This is a genomic window from Tropicimonas sp. IMCC6043, assembly GCF_004146235.1.
Taxonomy (GTDB): Bacteria; Pseudomonadota; Alphaproteobacteria; order Rhodobacterales; family Rhodobacteraceae; genus Tropicimonas.
This window is the reverse complement of the sequence record NZ_SELO01000153.1, coordinates 1-600: the sequence shown is the minus strand read 5'-3', so window position 1 is coordinate 600 and position 600 is coordinate 1. Positions and strand designations below refer to the sequence as shown.

General features: G+C 67.5%; 1 protein-coding gene. It reads right to left on the bottom strand.

The genetic code is table 11. The features are described from left to right. On the bottom strand, window positions 1–600 hold a 600-nt coding region (locus EU800_RS26190), incomplete at both ends, for an IS1380 family transposase (RefSeq protein ID WP_129636371.1).

Sequence of the window (600 nt, the reverse complement as noted above, 5' to 3'; positions counted from 1 at the left end):
CGGCGAGGTTATAGGCCAGCGCGTGCAGCTGGAGACGCACCTCGTTATCCCGGAACCGGCGGCACGACAGGCGCGTCCAGCGGATGGCGTACTTGCCTTCGCGGATGTGCTGCTCCGCGGTGCCACGGCGATTGTAGAACCCGCTGATCCACTCAGGCTCCATCGGCAGGTTGGTCACCACGAAACCGACGCGGGGGAACAACTCGCCCGGATGCCACTCGATCTTGGCGACCACGCGGCGCGGCTTGTCCCAGCTCTTCGCCCGGCACTCGAAGTCCTCGTAGAAGCGGCGGACATGCTTGGGCGGGCGACCGACCGGGCGCCTCAGCCGGTGCGCGATACGCTCCTGCAGGACGGCGTTCGCGGGCAACCGGATGGCGTAGAAGTACCCCGCCGCCTCCAGCGTCTTGTATAGGTCCGGCAGGGCGAAGGCGGCATCGGCGCGGAAGAACTTCAGCACGTCACGGTCGGCATAGCGCCGCATCACCGGCTCCAGAACCGCTTTCCAGCCGTCGGCGCTGTGGACGTTGCCGGGCCGCAAGGCGCAGCGCTCCAGCATGCCGAACTGGTTGAACACGAAGAGCGGGTGGTAGCAGGCGC